The sequence below is a fragment of the Phaeovulum sp. W22_SRMD_FR3 genome (assembly GCF_052113705.1).
In the GTDB taxonomy this organism is placed as follows: Bacteria; Pseudomonadota; Alphaproteobacteria; order Rhodobacterales; family Rhodobacteraceae; genus JBGQOG01.
In genome coordinates, this window is record NZ_JBGQOG010000005.1 from 71969 (window position 1) to 88759 (window position 16791).

General features: G+C 63.9%; 17 protein-coding genes. 16 read left to right on the top strand and 1 reads right to left on the bottom strand.

The window, feature by feature from the left end; genetic code table 11:
- Positions 1 to 17: 17 nt before the first annotated feature.
- Positions 18 to 299, top strand: a complete 282-nt coding sequence (locus ACEN2S_RS08420) for a LysR substrate-binding domain-containing protein (RefSeq protein WP_441864925.1) — start codon at positions 18 to 20, stop codon at positions 297 to 299.
- Positions 300 to 408: 109 nt separating this feature from the next.
- On the opposite strand, the gene ACEN2S_RS08425 is transcribed toward ACEN2S_RS08420, so the two are convergent.
- Positions 409 to 1143 carry a FadR/GntR family transcriptional regulator gene (locus tag ACEN2S_RS08425; protein ID WP_441864928.1) on the bottom strand — a complete coding sequence of 245 codons (735 nt, stop codon included), beginning with the start codon at positions 1141 to 1143 and terminating at the stop codon, positions 409 to 411.
- Positions 1144 to 1324: 181 nt separating this feature from the next.
- Between ACEN2S_RS08425 and ACEN2S_RS08430 the strand changes: the two genes are divergently transcribed.
- From ACEN2S_RS08430 to ACEN2S_RS08500, 15 genes are all read left to right on the top strand, one after another.
- Positions 1325 to 2524 (top strand): mandelate racemase/muconate lactonizing enzyme family protein, encoded by a 1200-nt coding sequence (locus ACEN2S_RS08430; protein WP_441864931.1) that lies wholly within the window; start codon positions 1325 to 1327, stop codon positions 2522 to 2524.
- A 3-nt stretch (positions 2525 to 2527) separates the two neighbouring features.
- Entirely contained in the window at positions 2528 to 3295 is a 768-nt protein-coding gene (locus tag ACEN2S_RS08435) for an SDR family oxidoreductase (RefSeq protein ID WP_441864934.1), read from the top strand.
- The gene (locus tag ACEN2S_RS08440; RefSeq protein WP_441864937.1) at positions 3295 to 4338 is read left to right on the top strand and encodes an L-idonate 5-dehydrogenase; all 1044 of its coding nucleotides are present in this window, start codon (positions 3295 to 3297) and stop codon (positions 4336 to 4338) included. Before ACEN2S_RS08435 ends, ACEN2S_RS08440 begins: the two co-directional genes overlap by 1 nt.
- Positions 4339 to 4385: 47 nt before the next feature.
- Positions 4386 to 5402 carry a TRAP transporter substrate-binding protein gene (locus tag ACEN2S_RS08445; protein ID WP_441864940.1) on the top strand — a complete coding sequence of 339 codons (1017 nt, stop codon included), beginning with the start codon at positions 4386 to 4388 and terminating at the stop codon, positions 5400 to 5402.
- 141 nt (positions 5403 to 5543) lie between these two features.
- Complete coding sequence (locus tag ACEN2S_RS08450; RefSeq protein ID WP_441865494.1) at positions 5544 to 6065, top strand: TRAP transporter small permease subunit; 522 nt, start codon at positions 5544 to 5546, stop codon at positions 6063 to 6065.
- On the top strand, positions 6062 to 7378 hold the full coding sequence (locus tag ACEN2S_RS08455; protein ID WP_441864943.1) for a TRAP transporter large permease: 1317 nt from the start codon (positions 6062 to 6064) through the stop codon (positions 7376 to 7378). Before ACEN2S_RS08450 ends, ACEN2S_RS08455 begins: the two co-directional genes overlap by 4 nt.
- Before the next feature lie 81 nt (positions 7379 to 7459).
- Positions 7460 to 8368, top strand: a complete 909-nt coding sequence (locus ACEN2S_RS08460; protein WP_441864946.1) for a sugar kinase — start codon at positions 7460 to 7462, stop codon at positions 8366 to 8368.
- A 289-nt stretch (positions 8369 to 8657) separates the two neighbouring features.
- Complete coding sequence (locus ACEN2S_RS08465; protein ID WP_441864949.1) at positions 8658 to 9869, top strand: ABC transporter substrate-binding protein; 1212 nt, start codon at positions 8658 to 8660, stop codon at positions 9867 to 9869.
- 66 nt (positions 9870 to 9935) lie between these two features.
- On the top strand, positions 9936 to 10790 hold the full coding sequence (locus ACEN2S_RS08470) for a branched-chain amino acid ABC transporter permease (RefSeq protein WP_441864952.1): 855 nt from the start codon (positions 9936 to 9938) through the stop codon (positions 10788 to 10790).
- A gap of 3 nt (positions 10791 to 10793) precedes the next feature.
- Entirely contained in the window at positions 10794 to 11765 is a 972-nt protein-coding gene (locus tag ACEN2S_RS08475; RefSeq protein WP_441864954.1) for a branched-chain amino acid ABC transporter permease, read from the top strand.
- A 1-nt stretch (position 11766) separates the two neighbouring features.
- Positions 11767 to 12534 (top strand): ABC transporter ATP-binding protein, encoded by a 768-nt coding sequence (locus tag ACEN2S_RS08480; RefSeq protein WP_441864956.1) that lies wholly within the window; start codon positions 11767 to 11769, stop codon positions 12532 to 12534.
- Complete coding sequence (locus ACEN2S_RS08485) at positions 12531 to 13235, top strand: ABC transporter ATP-binding protein (protein ID WP_441864958.1); 705 nt, start codon at positions 12531 to 12533, stop codon at positions 13233 to 13235. Before ACEN2S_RS08480 ends, ACEN2S_RS08485 begins: the two co-directional genes overlap by 4 nt.
- A gap of 33 nt (positions 13236 to 13268) precedes the next feature.
- Positions 13269 to 14528 carry a Zn-dependent hydrolase gene (locus ACEN2S_RS08490; RefSeq protein WP_441864961.1) on the top strand — a complete coding sequence of 420 codons (1260 nt, stop codon included), beginning with the start codon at positions 13269 to 13271 and terminating at the stop codon, positions 14526 to 14528.
- Positions 14525 to 16009, top strand: a complete 1485-nt coding sequence (locus tag ACEN2S_RS08495; protein ID WP_441864963.1) for a M81 family metallopeptidase — start codon at positions 14525 to 14527, stop codon at positions 16007 to 16009. Before ACEN2S_RS08490 ends, ACEN2S_RS08495 begins: the two co-directional genes overlap by 4 nt.
- 9 nt (positions 16010 to 16018) lie before the next feature.
- Entirely contained in the window at positions 16019 to 16789 is a 771-nt protein-coding gene (locus ACEN2S_RS08500; protein ID WP_441864966.1) for a FadR/GntR family transcriptional regulator, read from the top strand.
- The last annotated feature ends 2 nt before the right edge of the window (positions 16790 to 16791 follow it).

The window sequence follows — 16791 nt, forward strand, 5'->3', positions numbered from 1 at the left end:
GTTCGGGCCGGTATCGGATGATCATCGATCTCGGGCTGGCCGGGCATGGCATCCGCCCGCGCTGGTTTTATGAGGTGCAGCATCTGTCCACCCCGCTCGGGCTGGTCGGGGCGGGGCTGGGGGTGGCGGCGCTGCCGCGGATGTCCCTGCCCAGCGGTCCGCATCCGGTGATCGCCACCAAACGGCTGGTCGAGCCGGTGGTGACGCGTCAGGTGGGGGTGGTCAGCCGCAGCCGTACCACGCTGTCGCCCTCGGCCAGCCGGTTTTACGAGATCCTGATGGCGCGGTGGCGCCGCTGAGAGCGCTTTGCGCCCATCGGATTCATCAGCGCCACTGCATGTGTCCGCGCCGCAGTCTGATCTCGATGATGCGGCGTCGGGACAATAGGGGCGGGCGGCGGGCGGCGTTTCAGGTGATGCCGGCACGGATCAGCACCGCCACGGCGGAATCGAAATGTTCGGACATCGCGTTCTCTGCCCGCAGGCTGTCCTGCATCATGATGGCGGTCGCCAGCCGCTCATGGCAGCGGATGTTCTCCAGCCGGTTCTCATAGGTCCCACGCGACCGCCAGCCGATATCCCAGGTCTGCCGCGTGATCACGCCGTAACTGTCCAGCAAGATCGCATAAAGGGCGTTGCCGGTGGCGCGGGCAATCAGCGCATGCAGCTTGATGTCCAGCTCCATGATCGCCGTCTGGTCATTGTCGAGGGCGGCAAACATCTGATCGACCACATCCAGCATTTCGCGCGCCTGCGCGTCGCTGCGGCGCAGGGCGGCCAGGCTGGCGGTGCGCATCTCCAGCGTGCGGCGCACATCCAGCACCTGCTGGAACGACAACTGCCCGGTGTAGATCGTGTGATCGAGAAGGATCGACAGCGCCTCGGCATTGGCCGCCGCCACCCGCGCGCGGCGCCCGTTGCCCACCTCGAGCACCCGCATCGCCGCCAGCGCCCGCAGCGCCTCGCGCGCGACCGTCCGCGACACCCCGAGTTGCGCCGCCAGCGCGCTCTCGCTGGGCAGCGCATCGCCGACCTTCAATTTGCTGTTCCGGATGAGGTCGCGCACATCGCGGATTGTGCGCTCGACCAGACCCACATCCTTCTCGGGATCGCTTTCGCTGACCTGTAGTATAGGTTTTGACATTCTGTAGCACCAAATGGCATTTTCCTGTTGATCGAATCCTAGCACCCCGTTTAAGTACCGACCAAGAGGAATTTGCCGAAGGCTTTGTATCCCTGCACCGCGCCGCATCCGGCGCGATCGGAGATGCATATTCTGCGGCATGGGAGTGGCGGGGCTGGCGGGCTGGCCCGGAGGATCTGAGATGAAAATCACTGCGTTGCGCACCTATCGGGTGGAAGAATTTGCCAATGTGCTTTGGGTGCATGTGGAGACCGATGCCGGGATCACCGGTCTGGGTGAGACGTTTTATGGCGCCGAAGCCTGCGAGGCGCATATCCACAACACGCTCGCCGTGCGGCTCCTGGGGCAGAACCCGCTGAACATTGAGCTTTTGCACAAAGAGATGGTCTCGCTGCCCAATGCGCAGGCCTCGACCGGGGTGGAATACCGGGCGGCCTCGGCGATCGACATTGCGCTCTGGGATCTCTTCGGCAAGGTCTGCGGCCAGCCGGTGCATGTGATGCTGGGCGGCCAGAGCTGGGACCGGGTGCGTACCTATAACACCTGTGCGGGCACCCGCTATGTGCGCACCAACAAGATCAAGCCGGTGGACACCTGGAACCTTGATGCCGCCCCTTCGCCCTATGAGGATCTGGACGGGTTCATGACCCGCGCGGGCGATCTGGCCGAGGATCTGTTGGACAATGGCATCAGCGCCATGAAGATCTGGCCGTTTGACCCGGCGGGGATCGAGAACAAGGGGATGTTCATCAGCGCCGAGCAGATGAAGACCGCGCTGAAACCCTTTGAGCTGATCCGCCGCGCGGTGGGCGACAAGATGGAGATCATGGTCGAGATGCATTCGCTGTGGAACCTGCCCACCGCGAAAGAGATCGCCCGCGCGATCGAACCCTATACCCCGCGCTGGTACGAAGATCCGATCCGGATGAATTCGCCGCAGGCTTTGGCGGAATTTGCCCGTTCGACCCATGTCTGGACTTGCGCCTCCGAGACGCTCGGCTCGCGCTTTGCCTACAAGGAATACATGGACCGCGACGCGGCGCATGTGGTGATGGCGGATCTGTGCTGGACCGGCGGCCTGACCGAGGGGCGCAAGATTGCGGCGATGGCCGATACCTATCACCGCCCCTTCGCGCCGCATGATTGCATCGGCCCGGTGGGCTTTGCGGCGGCGGTGCATATGTCGGTCAGTCAGCCGAACACGCTGATCCAGGAATCCGTGCGCGCCTTTTACAAGGGCTGGTACCGCGAGCTGGTGACCGAAGTCCCGCGCATCGAGGGTGGCTATATCTATCCGATGGAGGGCCCGGGTCTGGGCACCGAACTGGTGCCGGGTTTCTTTGACCGCGCCGATCTGACCACCCGCCTTTCGGAGCTCTGAACCATGTCGCTGAAACTCTTTGATCTCACCGGGAAAACCGCCCTGATCACTGGCTCGTCACGCGGCCTGGGCCGGGCGATGGCCGAGGGGCTGGCGGGGGCTGGTGCGCGGGTGATCCTGAACGGGGTCAATGCCGCGCGGCTGGAGGAAGCCGCCGCCGAGATGCGTGCGCAGGGCTACGATGTTCTCACCGCCGCCTTTGACGTGGCCGATGAGGCGGCGATTGTCGCGGCCTTTGAGGGGTTCGATGCGGCGGGGATTGCCGTCGATATTCTGGTGAACAACGCCGGGATCCAGTTCCGCAAACCGATGCTGGAGCTGGCCACCGCCGATTGGCAGCGGGTCATCGACATCAATCTGACCTCGGCCTTTGTGGTCGGGCGCGAGGCGGCCAAACGGATGGCGGTGCGCGGGCGCGGCAAGGTGATCAACATCGGCTCGCTCACCTCGGAACTCGCCCGGGCGACGGTGGCGCCCTATACGGTGGCCAAGGGCGGCATCAAGATGCTGACCAAGGCGATGGCGGCGGAATGGGGCGAGCTGGGCATTCAGTCCAACGCCATCGGCCCGGGCTATATGGTCACCGACATGAACGAGGCGCTGATCAGCAATCCGGCCTTTGACGGCTGGGTCAAGGCCCGTACGCCGATGCGCCGCTGGGGCCTGCCCGAGGAGCTGGCGGGCACCGCGATCTACCTTGCCTCGGATGCGTCGAATTACATCTCGGGCCAGATCATCTATGCCGATGGCGGCATGATTTCGGTGCTCTGATGCAGGCCCTTGTCATCCACGCCCCGCATGACCTGCGGCTGGACGAGATCGCCGCCGCCCCGGTGCCGGGGCCGGGCGAGGTGCGGATTGCGGTCAGCCATGGCGGCATCTGCGGTTCGGATCTGCATTATTACCACCACGGCGGCTTTGGCGCGGTACGGCTGCGCGAGCCGATGGCGCTGGGGCATGAGGTCTCGGGCATCATCACTGCCCTGGGCGCCGGGGTCAGCGGGCTGGCCGAGGGCGATAAGGTGGCGGTGAACCCCTCGCGCCCCTGTGGCACCTGCGATTATTGCCGCCGGGGCATGGCGAACCAATGCCTCGACATGCGCTTCAACGGCTCGGCCATGCGGTTCCCGCATGAACAGGGGCTGTTTCGCGCCGAAGTCACGCTGCCCGCCGCGCAGGCCATCCGCCTCTCGCCGGGGGCCGATCTGGCGGGGGCGGCGATGGCCGAGCCGCTGGCGGTGTGCCTGCATGCGGTGCGGCAGGCGGGCAGCCTGATCGGCAAACGCGTGGTGGTCTCGGGCTGTGGCCCCATCGGCTGCCTGACCATTGCCGCCGCGCGACTGGCCGGTGCCGAAGAGATCATCGCCACCGACATCGCCGCCCCGGCGCTGGCGATTGCCGCGCGGATGGGGGCGGACCGCACGCTCAATCTGGCGGCAGAGCCTGAGGCGCTGGCCCCTTACGCCATCAACAAGGGGCAGGTTGATGTGGCCTTTGAATGCTCCGGCGCGCCGCCCGCCCTGCTTGCGGCCTGTGGATTTCTGCGCGCGGGCGGGCTTTTGGTGACCGTGGGGCTTGGCCCCGACACCAGCCTGCCGATGACCAGCATCGTCGCGAAAGAGCTGCGCCTGCAGGGCAGCTTCCGCTTTGACCCCGAATTCGCCAGCGCCGCGCGTCTGATCGACGCCGGGCGGGTGGACCTGCGCCCGCTGCTGACCCGGGTGCTGCCGGTGGCCGAGGCGGTCGCCGCCTTTGACCTCGCCTCGGACAAGGCCCGCGCCATGAAGGTGCAGATCGCATTTCCGTCGCCGTAACCGGCGGCGAAACACCACGAACGGATATCAATAAGGGAGGAGACCTCATGAAGATCCTGAACACCACCGCCGCGCTCATTCTCGGCTCGGTCGCATTCTGCGGTGCCGCTGGCGCGCAGGAATACAGCTTCCGCTTTCAGTCCTCGGACCCGGCGGGCAACCCCAACTTCATCTTCCAGCAGGGCTGGACCGAGACCGTCAAGGAAATGACCGGTGGCAAAGTGGCGATTGAGCTGCTGCCGGTGGGCACGATCGTGGATTACAAGGAAACCCCGGATGCCATCGCGGCGGGGCTGTTGGATGGCCATATCACCGACACCTCCTATTTCGCGGGCCGCGACCCGGCCTTTGGCCTGATCGCCAACCCGGTCGGCGCCTGGGCCGATCCGGCGCAGATGATCGACTTTGTCGAAAATGGCGGCGGAAAAGAGCTGATGAACGAGCTGATCAACCCCTATGGGCTGGAATTCATCGGCGTCTCGACCCCGGGGCTGGAAGCCTTTGTCTCGAAAGTGCCGCTCGACAGCGTTGCCGATCTGCAGGGCGTCAAGGTGCGCTCGCCCGAAGGCCTGATCGCCAATGTCTTTGCCGCCGCAGGTGCCAATCCGGTCAACCTGCCGGCCTCCGAGGTCTATACCTCGCTCGACAAAGGCGTGATCGATGCCGCCGATTACTCGGTCTTTTCGGTCAATCAGGAGACCGGGATGAACAGCATCGGCAAGAACCCGGTCTACCCGGGCTTCCACTCGCTGCCGCTGGTCGAAGTCTCGATGAACAAGGAGAAATGGGACGCGCTGCCGCCGGAAATTCAGGGCCAGATGCGCGATGCGCTGAAAGTGTTCCAGCAAACCCAGATCAACACGCTGAAAGAACGTGATCTGGCGGCGGTGGAAGTCGCCAAGGCCGATGGCGTCACCATTCACAACTGGTCGCCGGAAGAGCGCGCCAAATTCCGCGGTATCGCGCGCGGCGAATGGGAAAAAGTGGCCACCAAATCGCCGATGGCGCAAAAGGTCTATGACCAGCTGACCGCCTATCTGACCGACAAAGGCCTGATGCAATAATCATTTGGCCGGGGGCGTTCCGCGCTCCCGGCCAATTTGCGGGCGAAGGACGGGCCGCGCCAGGCGGGGGAGGAAATCATGACACCACCAGATCACACGGTGCTGCCCTCCGGGGCGGAAAGTGACGCGAGAGCCGGGGCGATGCTGCCACCGGAATCCGGCCGTTTGGGCCGTTTCATTCATCAGGGCGGTTATCTTTTTGCCGCCGGTATCGTCATCGCCGCGGTGATGCTGCTGATGGAGGTTTTTCTGCGCTATGTGCTGAACAAGCCGACGATCTGGGCGCATGAAACCAGCACCTTCCTCTGTGCGATTGCCTTCCTCTATGGCGGGCTGTTCTGCGTGGCGCGCGACAGTCACATCCGGGTGGTGATGATCTATGACGCCCTGCCGCGCCGGGCCCGTCAGGTGTTCGATGTGGTGATTTCGATCATTTCGGCGATTGCTTCGGCCTTCTTCGCCTATGCGGCCTGGCTGATGGTGACCAAGAGCGTCTGGACGCCGGGCGGCGAGGTCCGGCTGGAGCGGTCGGGCAGTGCCTGGAACCCGGCGATGCCCGCCTATCTCAAGATCGCGCTGTTTGTGATGATGATCATCATGTGCCTGCAATTCGTGATCTTCACCGTCAACTATCTCAGAAAACTCGGGAAGGGCGCCGCATGAACGCGCTATTCGATCTGGCCGCCATCGGGATCGGTCCGGCGACACTGCTGATGTTCGGGCTCTTGGTGCTGCTTTTGCTGACCGGGATGCCGCTCGCCTTTGTGACGCTCTTGGTGGCGCTGGTTTTTGCGCTGGGGGGCTATGGCTCGATGGCGGTCGGGCTGATCACCAGCCGGATCTACACTTTCGTCAACAGTTTCGTCTTTGTCTCTGTGCCGATGTTCGTGCTGATGGCGGCGATGCTCGACCGCTCCGGCGTGGCACGCGACCTCTTTGATGCGCTGAAACTGATCGGCGGCCGCATCCGTGGCGGCGTGGCGGTACAGACGATTTTCGTCTCGGTCATCCTGGCGGCGATGTCGGGGATCATCGGCGGCGAGATCGTGCTGCTGGGCCTGATCGCTTTGCCGCAGATGTTGCGGCAGGGGTATAACCGCAAACTGGCCATCGGGGTGATCTGCGCGGGCGGCTCGCTCGGCGCGATGATCCCGCCGTCGATCGTGCTGATCATCTATGGGCTGACGGCCAATGTCTCGATTGGCGATCTCTTCACCGCCTCCTTCGTGCCGGGCTTCATGCTGGCCACTTTCTATGTGATCTATGTGCTGATCATGTCGTATTTTGTGGATGGCACCGCACCCGTCCCCGACCGCGAGCATGTGCCCACGGCGGAAAAGCTTCGCCTTCTGAAGGGGTTGATCCTGCCGATCATGGTGGTGATCTTCGTGCTCGGCTCCATCTACCTCGGGATTGCCTCGGTGACGGAGGCCTCGGCGGTCGGCGTGGCAGGCGTGGCGCTTTCCGCGATCATTCGGGGCGAATTCACCTGGCCCTTCCTGCGCGACAGCGCGATGCAGACCCTTGCCACGGTGGGGATGATCGTCTGGATCGGCATTGGCGCGACCGCCCTCGTGGGCGTCTACAACCTGATGGGCGGCATTCATTTCGTCGGCGGTTTGCTGACCGGCATTTCCGACAATCCGACGGTGATAGTGCTGGTGATGATGGCCATTCTGTTCGTGCTGGGGGCGTTTCTCGACTGGGTGGGGATCGCGCTGCTGACGATGCCGATTTTCGTGCCGATCATCAAAACCCTCGGGCTGGACCCGGTCTGGTTTGGCGTGCTTTTCTGCATGAACATGCAGATCAGCTTTCTGTCGCCGCCTTTCGGCCCCGCCGCCTTTTATCTGAAATCGGTGGCGCCCGCCGACATCTCGCTTGGGGATATTTTCAGCTCGTTGCTGCCCTTCATCGGTCTGCAGATCCTGGCGGTCGCGGTGATGATCTTCTTCCCGGGCATCGCCATGTACTGACCCCCGCGCGGGGGCCACCCGGGTCGCGCCACCCGATGCGGTGTCGCGACCCTGTCTTTCTGGATCAAAGGGGCCGCGTGAATGCGCTTTCTCTCCCTCGGTGAATGTATGGTCGAGCTGTCGGCATTGCCGCAGGCGGGGCATTGGCAGCAGGGCATCGCCGGCGACACGCTGAACACCGCCTGGTACGCGCGGATGCAACTGCCCGCCGAATGGGCCGTGGGCTATGCCACCGTTCTGGGGCAGGACCGGCTCTCTGATGAGATGGTGCGTTTCATCGAGGCGGCCGGGCTGGAGAGCACGGCCATCTGGCGCCATCCGGACCGGATGCCCGGCCTGTACATGATCGCGCTCGCAGAAGGCGAGCGGTCCTTCACCTATTGGCGCGACCGGTCGGCGGCGCGAACCCTGGCCGATGATCCGGTCCGGCTGCGCGCGGCGCTGCAGACGGCGGAGGTGATCTATGTCTCGGGGATCACGCTCGCCATTCTGACGCCCGACGCGCGGGCGGTGCTGCTTGCCACGCTGGCCGAGATGCGGGTCAGCGGCAAACGGGTGGTGTTTGACCCCAATCTCCGCCCGAGGCTTTGGGTGTCCGAAGCGGAAATGTGCGCGCAGATCATGGCGTTGGCGGCGGTGTCAGACATCGTCCTGCCCAGCCATGAAGACGAAGCCAAGCATTTCAAAGACGCATCACCGCAGGCCACCGCAGAGCGCTATCTGGCGGCGGGTGTGGGTGAGGTGGTGGTGAAAAACGGCGGCGGGCCGATGGTCTATGCGCTCCGCGGCGCGCCGGTGGCAGCGCTGCCCCCGATGGAGCGCCGCGAACCGGTGGACACCACCGGCGCGGGCGACAGCTTCAACGCGGGCTATCTCGCGGCGCGGCTCTGCGGTGCCGGGGTTCCGGCCGCGGTGGCGGCGGGGCATGCCCTGGCGATGCGCGTGATCGGTCATCGCGGCGCATTGATGCCGATGCCCGAACGCGCCTGAGCGCGTAACTCCGGCATTCTGGTCGCCGGGGGATGGCTGAAACCATCTGACGCCAAGGCCGGGAATCCGCCGTTCGTTCCGCAAGATCTCTGGGCGCTCTCAGCCCGGGGCTGGCGCCGCCGGGGCGTCGCGCCGCGAAAATTCATGCAGCGTTACTGTGAAAGCCCTCCCCCCTCCGCGGAACGCGCGCCGGGAGGTGGGCGGAAATTATTGACAGCCCAAAAAATCTATACGTATAGTTTGTATAGTAAGCATGAATAAAGATGCGACCTCAACAACAGGGCTCAACATGATCACTCGCCGCACATTCCTGAGCAGCACCTCGCTCGCTGCCGTTTCTCTCGCCGCGCCCGGCATCGTCTCGCGCGCGCTTGCCGCAGGGGAGGCGCTGACCATCGGCGTTCCCGTGCCGATTTCGGGGGCCTTTGCCGCCAATGGCCAGTTTGCAACGCTTGGCGCGCAGATGGCTGCCGAAGAGATCGCGGCCGCGCATGGCATCGAGGTGTCCACGCTCGATCTCGACACCGAAGGCAAACCGGCAACGGCCGTGCGCAAGGTGCAGGAGGCGCTGACCCAGAATGGTGTCAAGCTGTTCGCGGGCGGCATCCTCTCCTCTGAATCGCTCGCCATGGGCAATGAGATACTCCGGGGCGGCGGCGCATTCATGACGACCGCAGGCGCGGATGAGATCACGGGCGCCGATTGCAACAAGGCCACCTTCCGCTGGTCGGTCCCGACCTATGGCGCCATCAATGAGGCCATCCGCCCGATCATCGACGCGCTGCCGGATGCGAAGAAATGGTACACGATCACGCCGCAATATGTGTTCGGCGACGGTCTGCTGAACGCGGCGAAAGATGTGTTTGCCGAGAAAGGGATCGAGCATGTCGGCAACAGCTATCACGCGCTGACCGACAAGGAATTCAGTGGCTATCTGACCAATGCCATCGCGGCCAAGCCCGATGTCTTGCTGTTGCTGAACTTTGGCAGCCAAAGCTCGGACACCTTGCGCCAGGCGGTCAGCTTCGGGCTGAAGCAACGGATGACGATCATCGTCGCCTGGGCGTCGGGGCTGGAGCAATTCGAGGCGCTGGGGCCGGATGTGTGCGAGGGCGTCTATTTCGGCGCGCAATACTGGCACGGGGCCGATACTGCGCTGAACCGCGAATTGGTGGCGAAGGTGCAGCAAAAGCACGGCGTCAACCCGAACTATTCCTTCGCCGGGTCCTACATCATCAGCAAGTTGCTGCTGGAGGCCGCCGTCACGGCGGGCTCACCGGAGGGGACGGGTGTCGCGGCGGCATTGGAAGGGATGACCTATGAAGGGTTGACCGGCCCGGAAGAAGTGCGCGCGGCGGACCATCAGGTGATCAAGGATTACTATCTGCTCAAGGGCAAATCCAAGGCCGATATGGCCGACAAGGACGATTACGCCGAGATCATCAGCTCCGGGAAATCCTTCCTGTCGCCGGAGCAGGCGGGCTGCAAAATGGCGGGCTGAGGCCTTTCGCCGCCCCGCGTGGTGCAGGCTGCGCGGGGATCTTTGCACAGTTTCGGGAGAATCTCCTTGATCTACCTCTTCCAGGTTATGAACGGCATCGGCTTGGGGATGCTGTATTTTCTGCTGGCGGTCGGCCTGAGTATCATTTTCGGCCTCTTGCAGTTCGTCAATTTCGCGCATGGCGCATTCTACTTGCTTGGCGCCTATCTCACCTATGATCTGACGATGCGCGGGTTCAACTTCTGGGCCGCGATGCCGATGGCGACGATGATCGTCGCGGGGTTGGCGATCCTGATTGAGGCGCTGCTGCTGCATCGGATCTACAAGCTGCCCCACACGTTCCACATTCTGGTGACGGTCGGGCTCGCGCTCGTCATTCAGGAAGTCACCATCATCATCTGGGGTCCGCTGGGCGGCTCGGTTCCGGCCCCGGCCAGCCTGCAGGGCATCGTGATCCTCGGTGATTTCATCTATCCGCAATACCGGCTGTTCACCATCGTCTTCACGGCCGTGCTGGCGGGGCTGTTGTGGTGGCTGCTGGAAGGCACGCGGCTGGGCGCGATTGTTCGGGCGGGGTCTGAATCGCCTTCGAACATGGCGCTCTTGGGCTACAACACCATGCGGATCAACACCTTGGTGTTTGGCTTTGGCGCGGGCCTCGCGGCTTTGGCGGGCGCGTTGGCGGCACCGATCCGGGGGGTTGAGCCTTTCATGGGGGTCGAGGCGCTCTCGATCGCCTTTGTCGTCGTGGTGATTGGCGGCATGGGCAGCTACACCGGCGCGCTGGTGGCGGGGTTGCTGATCGGGATCGTGCAGAGCGTCATGGCGACGCTTTGGCCTGAAGGTGCGCGGCTGATGATTTATGTCGGCATGGCGCTGGTCATCGCGCTGATGCCCCGTGGCTTGCTGGGGAGGGCGTGACCGATGCGTGCAATCGATAGACCTGTCGTCCAGTTCGGCCTTGTGGTGCTGAGCATTCTGATCCTGCCGCTGGTGCTGCAGTCGGGGATTCTGGCCACCGAGATCTTGATCTTTGCGATGGTTGTCGCCGCCTGCAATCTGCTGCTGGGCTATACGGGCCTGCTCTCGTTCGGGCAGGGGATTTTCTTCGGGATCGGCACCTATGTCGCAGGGATTTGCCTGACGCGCTGGTCGGTTCCGGTGCCTTTGGTGCTGGCGGGGGCGGCGTTTCTGGGCGCGGTTGTCGCGAGCCTGGTGGGTTGGCTGTCGATCCGGCGGCAGGGCGTTTATTTCGTGATGCTGACGCTCGCCTTTTCGCAGCTGTTCTACTTTCTCGCCTATACGTTCAGCGGCCTGACGGGCGGTGACAACGGGCTTTTGGGCGTGCCGCGCCCCAGCCTTGGCGGACAAGAGCTGAACGCGCCCTGGGCCTATTACAGCTATGTCGCGGTTTGCTTTCTGGTGATCTTTGCGCTGCTGATCATGGTCACGCAATCCACCTTCGGCCGCACCTTGATCGCGATCCGCGAGAATGAAAGCCGCGCCGCGGCAATCGGCTTTCCGACCAAATTGTTCAAGATCGAGGCCTTTGCGATCTCGGGCGCGGTCACGGCTCTCGGTGGTGCCTTGCATGCGATGCTGATCGGTGTCGCGCCCCTGTCAAACATTGAATACCACACCAGCGAGCTGATCCTGATCATGACCATCATCGGCGGCAGTTCCAGCCTGTTTGGCTCGGTGCTGGGCGCGGGGTTCTACCTGGTGCTCGCCGATTTGCTCTCGTCGATCTGGCCGCGCTGGTTGCTGCTCCTGGGGCTGGCTCTCGTCGCGACGGGGTTGTTCCTGCAACGCGGGCTCTGGGGCCTGGTGGAGCGCCTTTATGACGCGGCAACGGGCCGTGCACGCGCGCCAAATCCCCCGGCAAAGGAGCATTGAGATGAGCGATATCGCATTGCAGACCCGTGGGCTCGGGGTGAAATACGGCACCTTTCACGCTTTGGCGGAGGTTGACCTCGATATCCGCCGCAACTCGGTGCATTCGATCATCGGGCCGAATGGCGCGGGCAAAACCACGCTGTTCCATGCGCTGACGGGGCGGGTTCCGGCCTCGTCCGGCCGGGTTGTGCTGGAGGGGCGCGACATCACGCAAGCCTCGGATGATGACCGGGTGCGGCTGGGGATTGCGCGGTCGTTTCAGGTGACCAGCCTGTTTGCCAATCTCAGCCTGCGCGAAAACCTGCGGCTGGCGGCACAGGGGCGCACGCCTTGGCAGGCTTTGGCACCGTGGCGCCGCGCACAGAGCAACCGGGCCGCGCTCGAGCTTGCCGATCAGGTGACCGAGCGTCTGGAACTGTCGGCCGTGTCCGACAGGCTGGCGGGAGAGTTGTCGCATGGTCAGCAGCGGCGGCTTGAAGTGGGCATGGCGATGGCGGCACGTCCGCGCCTGATCCTGCTCGATGAGCCGACATCGGGCATGGGCATTGATGACATCGACGCGATGAAGACCCTGATCCGCGATCTTGCTCAGGATCACACGGTGCTGTTCATCGAGCATAACATGGGCATCGTGATGAACATTTCCGACACGATCACGGTGATGCGTCTGGGGCGCAAACTGGTGGAGGGCACGCCCGCCGTGATCCGTGAAGATCCGGAAGTGCAGCGCGCCTATCTGGGCAATATGATCACGGGAGACATCGCATGACCCCCGCTTTGCGTTTGCAAAATCTGCACGGATATTACGGAAAAAGTCATATTTTGCAGGGCGTCACCCTTGAGGTCGGGCAGGGGGAGATCGTCACCTTGCTGGGCCGCAACGGGGCCGGCAAAAGCACCACGCTGAAGGCGGCGGTGGGGCTTGTGACGCCTGAGCGCGGCGTGGTGGAGCTGGAAGGCCGCGATGTGACGGGCCGCGCGCCCTATCAGATCGCGGCGGCGGGCCTCTCGCTCGTGCCGGAGGATCGCGGGATCTTTCAGTTGCTCACGGTCGAGGAAAACCTGCGCATCGCGGTGCGCAAGGGCTCGCCCTGGTCGATCCGCGACATCTACAGGATCTTCCCGCGCCTTGAAGAGCGCCGCAGCAATGGTGGCGGGCAGCTTTCGGGCGGCGAGCAGCAGATGCTGTCCATCGCGCGGGCGCTGCTGAACGGCCCGAAAGTGCTGATGCTGGATGAACCCGTCGAGGGGCTGGCGCCGATCATTGTTGAGGAAATTGTCACGCAGATCCGGCTGATCCGCGATGCCGGTGTGCCGATCCTTTTGGTCGAACAGAACCTTGCGGTCTGCAGCCAGCTTGCTGACCGGCATTACATTCTCGAACTCGGTCAGATCGTCCATGAGGCGAGTGCGGCACAATTCCGCTCCGATCCCGAGACGATTGACCGCTACCTCGGCGTGAAGGCCTGAGGCCTGAAAGACCTTCGGCAGAAAGAAGAGACCATGTCCAACTTGACGATCAACCAAGACCGGCTTTGGGCCAGTCTGATGGAGACGGCACAGATCGGCGGCACGTCAGATGGCGGGATTGCGCGGCTGACCCTGAGTGAGGATGACAAGCGCATCCGCGATTGGCTGAGCGCCGAATGCGCCGCATTGGGCATGAAGCTGACGGTGGACGAGGCGGGCAATATGTTCGCGCTGCGCGCCGGAAAGCGCCCCGATCTGCCGCCGATTGCGATGGGCAGCCATCTTGACACGCAGCCGACGGGCGGCAAGTTCGACGGGGTTCTGGGCGTGCTCGCGGGGCTGGAGGTGCTGCGCACGCTGGAGGCGGCGGGCTATGAGAGCGAGGCGCCGCTGATGCTGGTGAACTGGACCAACGAGGAGGGCTCGCGCTTTTCGCCCGCCATGCTCGGCTCGGGGATCTGGGCGGGGGTCTATGCGCCCGACTACGGCGATGCACGCAGCGATGTTGCGGGGGACACCTTCGGGGCCAGCCTTGATCGCATCGGCTATCGCGGCGCGGCAAAAGCGGGCGCGGTCAAGATCGGCGCGATGTTCGAGCTGCATATCGAGCAAGGCCCGATCCTTGAGGCAGAGGGCGTTCAGATCGGGGTTGTTCAGGGCGTGCAGGGGATGCGGTGGTTCGAGCTGGTCCTGCGGGGCACGGCGGCGCATACCGGCTCAACCCCGATGAACATGCGCCGGAACGCGCTTTTGGGCATGGCAAAGGTGATTGAGGGGATCGACGGGATTGCCAGATCGCATGCGGATGCGGTGGGCACGATCGGCTTTTTGGAGGTCCATCCCAATTCGCATAATGTGATTCCCGGCGAAGTGCGCGCGACGATTGATCTGCGCCATCCCTCGGATGCGGTTCTGGATCAGATGGAGCAGCAAACCCAGGCGCTGGTGCGCGCAGCGGCGGCCGAGATCGGGCTGGAGCACCGGTTGGATCAAATCTCTCGCACCGCATCCGTGGTGTTTGACGCCGCCTGCATCGCGGCGGTGCGCGCGGGGGCGCAGGCGGCGGGCTTCAGCATGCGCGACATCATCTCCGGCGCGGGCCATGACGCGGCGCATACTGCCGCCGTGGTGCCGACAACGATGATCTTTGTGCCCAGTGCGGGCGGGCTGAGCCACAATCCGGCGGAATCCACCCTGCCGGAGGAATGCGCGGCGGGCGCGCAGGTCTTGCTGGAGGCGGTGCTGCACTACGACCGCCAGCGCGCCGAGACGCGCCGCGGGGTGACCGCGTGACGCGTCTGGTTCTTGCCCGGTTGAACCACGAGACGAATACCTTCTCTCCGGTGAAAACCCCGCTGAGCGTCTTCAATCCGATCTATGGGGCCGAGGCGCTTGCCGCCGCCGAGGGCCATCCGACGGCGCTGGGCGCGTTCCATGCCTTCGCGCGGAGCATCGGGGCACAGATCGCGGTGCCGCTGATCGCCCACGCCAATCCGTCGGGGCCGGTGGAGGACGCGGCCTTCGAGGCGATGGCGCAGGCGATTGTGGCGGCCGTGGCCGGGGGATGTGACGGGATCTTGCTGGATCTGCATGGGGCCATGGTGACGCGCAGCCATGATGACGGCGAGGCTGCCCTGCTCGCGCGGGTGCGCGCCGCGGCCCCAGATGTGCCGATTGGGGTGGCTTTGGACCTGCACGGCAACATCAGTCAAAGTCTGCTGGACCAATGCGATGTCATCGTCGGGTTCAAGACCTATCCCCATATCGACATGGTCGAAACCGGCGCACATGTCGCGCGGATATTCGCGCCGCTGCTTGCCGGGGGCGCGCGTCCGGCGATGGCGCTCAACCATCCGCCGATGCTGGCGGCAACGCTGCGGATGAACACCACGACCGATTGCGCGATGACGGATCTGATCGCGATGGCGCGGCAGGCCGAGACACGCGCAGGCGTGCAGGCCGTCACCGTCTTCGGGGGGTTTCCGCTGGCCGACCTGCACGAGACGGGGCTGTCGATCCTGGTGGTTGCGCAGACCCCGGAGCTGGCGCGGGATGTCGCCGCCGACCTTGGGAAAGAGGCCTGGAAACGCCGGGCGGAATATGTCTACGCGGAAGAGCCTCTGGCGCAATCTGTCGCCCGTGCGATGGCGCTGGCAGATGGCAGCGCGCCGATCCTGATGCTCGATCACGGGGACAATTGCAATTCGGGCGGATCATGCGATGTGATGGATGTGCTTGCCGCATTGCTGGAGGCCGGGCAGAAGGGCATCGTCGTCGGCCCGATTGCCGATCCGCAAACCGTCGCGCAGCTTTTCGCCGCGGGAGAAGGGGCCGAGGTCGCGGTGGCGCTGGGCAACAAGACCCCCGCCGAGGGCCTGCCCGCGCCGCAACCGCCGCTGCGCCTGCGCGGTACGGTCACCGCGCTCTCCGATGGGCGCTACCGTGTCACGGGGCCGATCTACACCGGGCAGGTGCTCTCGATGGGACGCGCGGCGGCGCTGGATACCGGTGCCGCGCGGATCGTGATTTGTGAGCAGCCGCATGAACCGCTCGATCTGGGGGTTTTCACCTCGCTCGGGATTGACGCCACCGCCGCGCGTTTTCTGCATCTGAAATCGCGGATGTATTGCCGTCCGGTGTTTGAACCCTTGGCCAAAGCGACGATCGAATGCGCCAGTTCGGGTGTAACAGGCTCTGATTACGATCTATTCTCTTTCAAAAAACTCGCGCGTCCCATATACCCCTTGGACCCCGACATGGACTTGGAAAGCTAAGGCACCGCGATGGATCTGGATGCGTCGACGAGCAAAGAGCGCAAGATTTCACGGATCAAGCTGTCGGATCAGGTTGCGGAGGACATCCGTCGCCGGATCGCGCGTGAGGGGCTGAAACCAGGCGACCGGCTGCCCAACGAGCGCACGCTGATGGAGCATTACGGCTGCTCGAAAGGCACCATGCGCGAGGCGCTCAAGGCGCTCGAGGTCGAGGGGATGGTGCGGATGCTCTCGGGGCCCAACGGCGGGCCGGAGATCCAGGACGCGTCAATCGAGATTGCGACGCAGCATTTGCGGCAATATCTGCATTTCCAGCAGCTCGATTTCGCGCATGTCTATGAGTTGCGGCAGTCGCTGGAGGTGAGCCTGGCCCGCAATGTCATCGGCAAGCTGACCGAGGATCATTTCCGCAGGCTCGAGGAGAACATCCGCCTGTGCGAAGAGGCGAATGCGGTGCGCGACCGTCCGGTGGTGCGCCGGGTCGAGACCGAGTTCCACGACATACTCTGCGACGCGTCCGACAATGTGCTTTTGGTGTTTTTCTGCAGATTTCTCAACAGTATGCTGCGCGATCTCGTCAGCTATCGCAGCGAGAGCATGCAAGAGCATGAGATTTTTGGCGAAGAGAATATCGAAAGCCACAAGCAGTTGCTGACCGCGCTGCGGGCCGAGAACGCCGATGCGGTTGCGGCGATCATGCACGATCACATGTGCTGCGCCGAAAGCTATATGCGGCGGCTCGATGCCTCGTTCCGATCGGATCTCTTGAGCCGTTCCTGAGC